General features: G+C 72.2%; 9 protein-coding genes. 4 read left to right on the forward strand and 5 right to left on the reverse strand.

Annotated features, from left to right (window positions below; genetic code table 11):
• Nucleotides 1-165 precede the first annotated feature (165 nt).
• Nucleotides 166-1,530 (forward strand): cytochrome D1 domain-containing protein, encoded by a 1,365-nt coding sequence (locus VFX14_16840; protein HEU5191353.1) that lies wholly within the window; start codon nucleotides 166-168, stop codon nucleotides 1,528-1,530.
• Here VFX14_16840 and VFX14_16845 read toward each other — a convergent pair.
• From VFX14_16845 to VFX14_16865, 5 genes are all read right to left on the reverse strand, one after another.
• The gene (locus VFX14_16845) at nucleotides 1,527-2,156 is read right to left on the reverse strand and encodes an HAD-IA family hydrolase (GenBank protein HEU5191354.1); all 630 of its coding nucleotides are present in this window, start codon (nucleotides 2,154-2,156) and stop codon (nucleotides 1,527-1,529) included. The two genes, VFX14_16840 and VFX14_16845, sit on opposite strands and share 4 nt — an antisense overlap.
• Before the next feature lie 13 nt (nucleotides 2,157-2,169).
• Entirely contained in the window at nucleotides 2,170-3,459 is a 1,290-nt protein-coding gene (locus VFX14_16850; GenBank protein ID HEU5191355.1) for a CopD family protein, read from the reverse strand.
• 1 nt (nucleotide 3,460) lies between these two features.
• Nucleotides 3,461-3,820, reverse strand: coding sequence for a copper resistance CopC family protein (locus VFX14_16855; protein HEU5191356.1), 360 nt, complete (start codon nucleotides 3,818-3,820; stop codon nucleotides 3,461-3,463).
• Between the two features lie 5 nt (nucleotides 3,821-3,825).
• Nucleotides 3,826-4,809, reverse strand: coding sequence for a hypothetical protein (locus VFX14_16860; GenBank protein HEU5191357.1), 984 nt, complete (start codon nucleotides 4,807-4,809; stop codon nucleotides 3,826-3,828).
• A 79-nt stretch (nucleotides 4,810-4,888) separates the two neighbouring features.
• Nucleotides 4,889-5,323 (reverse strand): hypothetical protein, encoded by a 435-nt coding sequence (locus VFX14_16865; GenBank protein HEU5191358.1) that lies wholly within the window; start codon nucleotides 5,321-5,323, stop codon nucleotides 4,889-4,891.
• A gap of 78 nt (nucleotides 5,324-5,401) precedes the next feature.
• Here VFX14_16865 and VFX14_16870 point away from each other — a divergent pair, with 78 nt between their 5' ends.
• The 3 genes from VFX14_16870 to VFX14_16880 form a co-directional block, all read left to right on the forward strand.
• On the forward strand, nucleotides 5,402-5,929 hold the full coding sequence (locus VFX14_16870; protein HEU5191359.1) for a hypothetical protein: 528 nt from the start codon (nucleotides 5,402-5,404) through the stop codon (nucleotides 5,927-5,929).
• Nucleotides 5,930-6,023: 94 nt separating this feature from the next.
• On the forward strand, nucleotides 6,024-7,061 hold the full coding sequence (locus tag VFX14_16875; GenBank protein HEU5191360.1) for a hypothetical protein: 1,038 nt from the start codon (nucleotides 6,024-6,026) through the stop codon (nucleotides 7,059-7,061).
• Between the two features lie 76 nt (nucleotides 7,062-7,137).
• On the forward strand, nucleotides 7,138-7,589 hold a 452-nt coding region (locus tag VFX14_16880), incomplete at its 3' end, for an FAD binding domain-containing protein (protein HEU5191361.1).

The raw sequence follows: 7,589 nt of genomic DNA on the forward strand, positions 1-7,589 counted from the left end.
AAGGTGCGCGATCCCGTGTCAGCCTTCGTCTCCCGCAACGCGCGAGGCGTCGATTGGTTCCCTCCCCCCCGTCCCGCGTCCGTCGTGGAACCGAGTGGCGCCCCGCGCGTTGGCGACGATGAAGGGGCTTCACGACGACAGCAACGCTTTACCAGGAGGACCGACATGAGGATATGGCTGGCAGGTCTGACGATGTGGCTGGCGATGGTGGGCACCGGGCTCTGGCTCGGCGCGACGAGTGGGCCCGCGGCCGCGCCCGCGCCCGCGCCGAAGGTGTACGTCGGGCTCTTCAAGGACGACGCGGTCGCGGTGATCGATCCCGCGCAGGGACGCCGGGTGGCGACGATCCCGGTGCCCAAGGGGCCGCACGGCCTCGTGATCACGCCGGACGGCCGGAAGGTGTACGTGTCCAGCGACGGCGCCTCGACGGTCAGCGTGATCGACACCGCGACCGATCGGGTCGCGCGCAGCATCGAGGTCGGCCCGAATCCCCACGGGCTCGCCATCGCCCGCGACGGCCGCACGGTGCTCGTCTCCGTCTACGGCGCCAACGAGGAAGTGGCGGTAGACACCGTTACGGATCGGATCACCATGCGCATCCCGGTGGCCCGGCCGCACAACGCCGCGCTGAGCCCGGACGGCCGCCGCGCCTACGTGGCCTCCCAGCAGGAGGGCGCGGCCGCGTTGGTGACGCTTGACCTCGCCGCCGGCCGCGAGATCGCGCGGCTTCCCCTGGACAAGACCCCGCGCGCGGTCGACGCGAGTCCGGACGGCGCGCGCGTCTTCTTCACCGTCGGTGGCGTCGATGCCGTGCAGGTGCTGGACGTGACGGCGGGCCGCGTGGTCGCGCAGATCCCGGTGGGCGCCTCGCCTCATCTCGCCATCTTCACGCCTGACGGCCGGCGCGGCGTCGTGGTCAGCCAGGCGCCGGGGGAGCTCGCGATCCTCGACCCGAGCCACGACGCGGTGAGCGGCACCGTGAAGGTGGGGACCCAGCCGCACTGGTCGACCGTGAGCACGGATGGCCGCACCGTGTTCGTGTCCAACGAGGGATCCGACGACGTCTCCGTCATCGACGTCGCGAGCGGGAAGGTGACCGCGACCATCGCCGCCGGTCATGCGCCGCGCAAGATCGCGGTGCAGCCGGGCGCGATCACGGCCGCCGCGGCCGGCGCAGCGCCGCGCGCGGGCGCGAAGACCGTGATGATCGGCAACGTGGCCTACGCGGATCACGGCAGCCGCGACGTGTCGGGACGCCGCGAGGTGCATCTCGAGGCCGACGACTACTACTTCAAGCCGACGTTTCTCAAGGGGAAGCCCGGCCAGACGGTGACGCTCGAGGTGGAGAACGAGTCGGGCACGCTCCACAACCTGACCGTGCCGGAGCTGGGGATCGACCGTGACCTGGCGCCCCGGTCGAAGATGAAGCTCGCGGTGACGTTCCCCGCCTCGGGCGTGATCGCGTTCCACTGCAAGCTGCACCAGGCGCTCGGCATGGCCGGCCAGCTCCAGACCGGATCCGGGAGCTAGCCGAGGGCGGCGGGCAGGTCGAGCAGGGACCAGATCGAGGCGGTGGCCGTCACGCCCCGGCGGGCGAGCTCCGCGTGGTCCGCGCGATACGCGATGAAGGGCGCGCCGCCCGCCTGGGCGGCGGCGCCGTCCACCCAGGAGTCGCCGATCACGACGATGCGGGATGCGTCGGGCCAGCGCGCGCGGACCACGCGGAGGCCGTCGGGATCGGGCTTGATCTGCACCACATCGTCGCGCGTCACCACGAGGTCGAGGTGGGGCAGGAGCCCGAAGCGCGCGAGCACGAAGTCCGCGACCACGCGGTCGTTGTTGGTCCAGATGGCGGTCGCGTAGCCCAGTGCTTTCATGGCGGCCACCGCCTCCACGGCATGGGGGATGAGGACGGCGGCCTCCATCGCGCGGCGCTCGTGGGCGACGGGGATGGCCATCACCTCGGTCTCGAGCGTCGGCGCCTCGCGGCGCACCACCGCGAGCAGCTCCGCCCCCGACCAGCGCAGCTCGCGCGTGGGCAGGGGGACCCCGCGGGCGCGGATGAGCGCTTCCATCTCGCGGCCCACCGCGCGGAGGTCCAGCGGCGAGTCCACGAGCGTGTGATCGAGATCGAAGACGCAGACGGGCGCGCTCACCCCCGCGAGACTATCAGAGCGTCCTGAGATATGCGACGAGGTCGACCAGCTCCTCGACGGTGAGGTCACGCGTGAGCTCGGGCATGACGGAGCGGCCGCGCGCGTCGGTGTAGCCGCGCCCTTCGACCACCACCGCGTTTGGGTTCAGCACCGACTCGAGCAGGTATCCCGGCGGATGATGGTGCCCCATGCCGGTGAGGTCGGGGCCGGGGCCCGTGGGGGCGGGGTAGCGCTCGCCCGCCACGCGGTGACAGAGATAACAGCGCAGGCGCGCGAACACCGCGCGTCCCCTCGTGGGATCGCCGGCGGGCGGCGTGAAGCGCCAGCCCTCCGGCACGCCGCCGGCGGCGTGGAGCGCCTCCATGCTGATCCGGGCGGGCGGCTTCGCCGCCTCGTCCTCGTCGACCTGCATGTGCTCGGTGTGCCCGGCGTGACGCGGCGGCGTCGAGTCGGTGAGCGCCGCGGTCGCCGCGAACACGCCCAGCGCCAGCAACGCCTCGCGGCCCACGTAGCGGCGGAGCCGGGCGGGGCCCGCTTCCTCGTCCTCGCGCAGGCGCGGGAGGACGAGGAAGCGATTGCCGGCGCCGTACGCCACGAGCAGGACCACCAGCCCAAGCTTCACGCAGAGCGCCCGTCCGTAGCCTGTGGTCCACAGCGCGGCCGCGTCGGGAAGCTGGGTCCACGCGTTCCACGCGCCCGTCGCCACCACCGCGGCGAGGCACCAGGCCGCGAGGCGAGAGAAGCGTCGGCACACCGCGGTGAGCGTGCCGGGGCGCCAGCCGGGCGCCTCGCGGTGCAGCAGGAGGGCGAGCGCCATCAGCCCGCCTGTCCACGTGCCCCCCGCCACCACATGTACCCAGTCGTTCACGGATGCGGCCGACCAGTCGCCATCATCCGCGGCATGGCCGGCCAGGGTGGTCGTGGCGGCCACGAGCAGCGCCAGCGGCAGGGCGGCGCCGCGGAAGCGCAGGCGGCGGACGACGGCGATCGCGAGCAGCGCGACGCCCCGGAGTATCCAGACCGCGCCGAAGTGGGTGTGGGCGAGCACCGCGGGAATGGCGGAGAGCACCGCCGCGAGCTCGCGGCCCGCCGGCGCGCCGGCCATCACCCCGGCGCGGGCGACGAGCTCGCCCGCGCTCGTGACGAACAGCACGGCGACGGCCGCGTCGATCCAGCGCGCCAGGCGCCGGCGCGCCGGGTCCAGCGCGTCCTCGCGCGGCAGCAGCAGGAGGTCGAGCGCGAGCGCTCCGGCCAGCACGGCGAAGGCCGTAAGGCCGGCCCAGCGGATCACTCCAGAAAGCACGTCACTTGATCCTGAAAGGGAAGCGGCCCTCGGTGCGGTGCCCGTCGCGCGCCACGACGCTCCAGATCACCGTGTAGCGTCCTGAGGCGAGCGCGGGCAAGCTCACCTCGAGCAGCGTGGGATCGGCGGTGTTCACGCGGCTGTCTCCCTTGTCGACGCGCCGCTGCCCGCTGTCCTCCACGCGGATCTCGCTGAAGACGGGCTCGATGGCGCCGTCGAACCAGATCCGCACAGTGGGCGGCGGCGCGTCGAGCGTGTGCCCCACCCGCGGCTCCGAGTGGTCGGGGAAGGCATGCGCCCACCCGAGCCCCGGCGCGGCGGCGAGCACAGCCAGCGCCAGGAGTATTGTCGCGCGTCGCATCGGCACTACGGCTGGGTGGGGCCGAGCACGCCGTGGAACGGCGTCCAGGTGAAGATCTTCGGCAGGATGTCGTCCAGGTAGAAGTGGAGCTGGGCGATCACGCCGACGTTCTTGCCCGAGCGCTCGTTGACGGGGATCACTGCCTCGACGCCGATCTGGTAGTAGCGGCCGAACCAGATGATGCCGGGGTTGATGGTGCCGGTCGTCCGTCCGGCATCGCGGCCCTGGGTGGGCGTCTCCATCGCGATCTCGACGATGGGGATCATCCGGCTGAAGGGCCGCGGCAGGCCGATGTCCTGCACGTACGACTGCAGGTACTGGAGGCTGTACTGGAGCGTGAGCCCCCACTCGAGCACGTTGGGGTTGGGCTCGTGCTCCACCTCCACGTTGCCGTTGTCGTCGAGCACGTAGTGGGTGTTGTGCTCACGGGTGGGGATGGCGAGGCCCACGACGCCGGTCACCGCGAAGGGCTTGAGGAAGCGAACGGCGTCCGGCAGGTCGCCCATGCCCTTGCCGAAGAAGAGCTGCGGCGTGATGGTGTCGAAGGACTCGGCGCCGACCTTGGAGCGGCCGGTGCCGCCCACGTCCCAGGAGACGCCGGCCGAGAGAATCGTCTCTCGCACGTCGCTCTTGAAGAAGACGTACTTGAGCGAGACCTCCATATTGTCGAAGCCCGTCACCGTGCGCCCCTCGTCGGGATCAAGGATCTTGTACGTGCCGCCGAAGGACACGCCGAAATTGGGGGTCAGCCGCTTGGAGAACTCTGCGGCGAGGTCGGTCTCCCGCGTCGGCGGACCCTCCTCGCTGCCGGGCATCTTGCGGTGCGAGACGGTCAGGAACGACAGTTCATCGGCCACGAACGGATCGTCGACGGCCAGGGTCGCGGGAAAAAAGCGCTGGCCGGCGAGGCCGTGGGCCATCGCCAGGGCCGAAGATCCGAGCACGAGGCCGACCAGAGACAGCACGATTGCCGTCGGTCGCTTCAGCATGGAGTCCTCCACACGCGGAGGGCCCGCCGCGCCATGCGCGCGGGTTCCGCGCAGCCGGTTCTGGAATCCGTCGAACGGGCTAGGTGGAGGAGGCGGGCGGCGCGCGGCCTGAGTGCAGACCGGTAGGCGAGAGCGCGAGCGCGGCCGTGGCGCGGCCCGAAGGGACGACTTCGAGCGCATCCGCGGGCGCGGGCACCGCCGGGCGGTCATCGGCCAGGCCGTCGACGTGGGCAGTGGCCGCGAACACGGCGCACTTCTCGGCGGCGTCGCGATCGCCCAGGTGATGGACGCCGTGATACGCGGCCTCGGCGCCTGCGAGGCTCAGCACCAGCGTCAGCGCGGCCGGCCCGACGCGACGGTCGCGCCGGAGCGCCCATGCGAGCGCCAGCCCGCCAAGCCCGAGCAGCAGGATGAGCAGGAGCGGGGAGGCGTGCCGGTGATGATGCGCACCGTGCGCGCCGGCGGCCGCGGTGGCGAGCAGACCCGCGGGATTCGCCAGGTGAGCGAGCATCACGGCCCCAATCATACGCTCGTTGCCCACGCGAGGAACTGCCGTTGAGTCCGCCCGGTTCCTTGTGGGAGACTGCGCGTCATGCGCTGGCCCCGGATCCTTGCGGTCGCGTGTGCCGTCGCCCTGCTGGGCGCCGTCGCGCTGCCTCCCAGCGCATCCGCGCATCTCAGTTCGCGGCTTGTGGCCGCCGAGGACGTCTCGCCGGTCGCCGAGTCGGTGGCGGCGCTCGCGTCGCCCGCGCTGTCATGGACGGCGGCCGCGACACCGGTCGCCCCGCCCTGGCATCTCTTCGCCCTGCTCGCGGGCCTCGCCGCGCTGGGAGCCCGCCGCCCGCGCCGCGCGCTCGGTCTCGCGCTGATCCTGCTGCTCGCGGTGTTCGCGTTCGAGAGCGGGGTTCACTCCGTGCATCACCTGGCCGATCCAGCGCGCGGCGAGCATTGCGCAGTGGCCGCGGCTTCCCAGCACGTCAGCGGCACCGAGGTTACCGCGGTGATGATCGCGGAGAGCCTCCCGCAGTCGCCGCACGAGTTGATGCTCACCGCGCCGACCGCGCACGTCCAGCTCATCGGCCCTGAGCAGGGCCGCGCACCGCCCGCCCTCCCCGCCTAGCCGTTCCGAATCCGCGCCGCCGCTCCGGGCCGTAGGCCTGGTGGCCGCTGGCGTCCGAAGCAGCTCCGCCGGACATCAAGGGGAGAAGGCTCGCGTGATCTCTGCATCCGTTCGACCGGCGCGTGCGGTGCCGCTGGCGGCATCCTGCGCGCTGCACCTCGCCCTGGTGGCCGTGGTGGCGGGACTGCTCCCTCACTGGGTCTTGCCGAGGGCTCCGGTGGCGCTCGAGGCCGAGCTGATCGAGCCCGATCGACCACGCCCGGCGCGCGAGCCCGAGCGCCCGGCGGGTCTCTCGGTGGAGGCCCTCCACCATTCGCCGCGTCTCGCCGCAGGGCCGGGCGGCGTGCTCTACGCCTCGTGGTCCTCCGACCGGCCGCGGCCCCCCGGCGTGCTCTTCGCCTCGGACCTACGCCTGTCGCGGTCGCGCGACGGCGGGCGGAGCTGGGATGGTCATGTGCGCGTGAACGACGACCGCCCGATCTCGCACTCGTTCGAGGGGATGACGGTCATCGGCGACGGCGCGGTGGTGATGGCGTGGATCGACAGCCGCGAGGGCCCCGAGACGGCGGCGGTGCTGTGGCGCAAGGTCTTCTCCGGCGACGTCCGCGACATGGTCCTCGGCATCTCGCGCGACGGCGGCCGAAGCTTCGAGGCGCCCCAGCGCGTGCACGATGACGGATGGAAGATCACCGGCTGTCCCCACCGCGGCGGCGAGGTCGCCTTCGACGCCAAGGGCGCGGCATACGCCGCCTGGTACACCGAGGGCGCGAGAGGTGTGCCGTCGATGCTCTTCGCGGTCGCCCCCGCCGGCCGCCGGTTCGGGACACCCCAGCGCGTGAACGGCTCCGCCGCCACCATTCCCGATCAGGTGCGTCTGGCCGTGAATCCCGCGGGCGCGGCCGTGATCGTCTGGGAGGACGCGACCGCGGTGCGGCGGCGCATTCTCCTGCGGGCCAGCGCCGACGGCGGCCGCACGCTCGGCCCCGTGCAGGTGCTCTCCCGCGCGATCAAGGCGTACATGCCCGACGTCGCCGCGCTGCCCGACGGCGACTTCGTCGTCGCGTGGCACGAGGAGCAGTTTCCCTCGCTGAAGACGGTCACGCAGCGCGTGCGGGTGACGGCAAGCCGTTGACGGCCCTCGCTCGGGCATAGTAACGTCAAGGCGCGGCGTCCCGAGTCCTCTCACCCTCATCCATCGGAGATCTCGCGTGCGACGATTCGACCTTGCCTTGCCGGAAAGCGTGGACGAATGTCTCAAGACCCTCGCCGGCAAGCCCGCGGGCGCCAAGCTCCTGGCTGGCGGCACCGACCTCCTTCCCCAGATGAAGAACGGACTGCTCAAGCCCGCGTGGGTGGTGGACCTCTCGCGCGTGGCCGAGCTGCGCCAAGTCACGGTTTCCGGCGGAGAGCTTCACGTCGGCGCCGCGGTGACCGCGCGCGAGCTCGAGCTGGACAAGCGGATGACGGGGCGCTACGTGGCGATCGCGGAGAGCGGCGCACTGGTCGGCTCCGTCCAGGTGCGCAACCTCGCCACCGTGGGCGGCAATCTCTGCAACGCCGCACCCTCCGCCGACATGGCGCCTCCCCTGATCGCGCTGGATGCGGTGGCAGTCATCGCGGGGCTCAAGGGCCGCCGCCGCGTCCCCCTCGCCGAATTCTT

It is taken from the genome of Candidatus Methylomirabilota bacterium, assembly GCA_035764725.1.
Classification (GTDB): domain Bacteria; phylum Methylomirabilota; class Methylomirabilia; order Rokubacteriales; family CSP1-6; genus DASRWT01.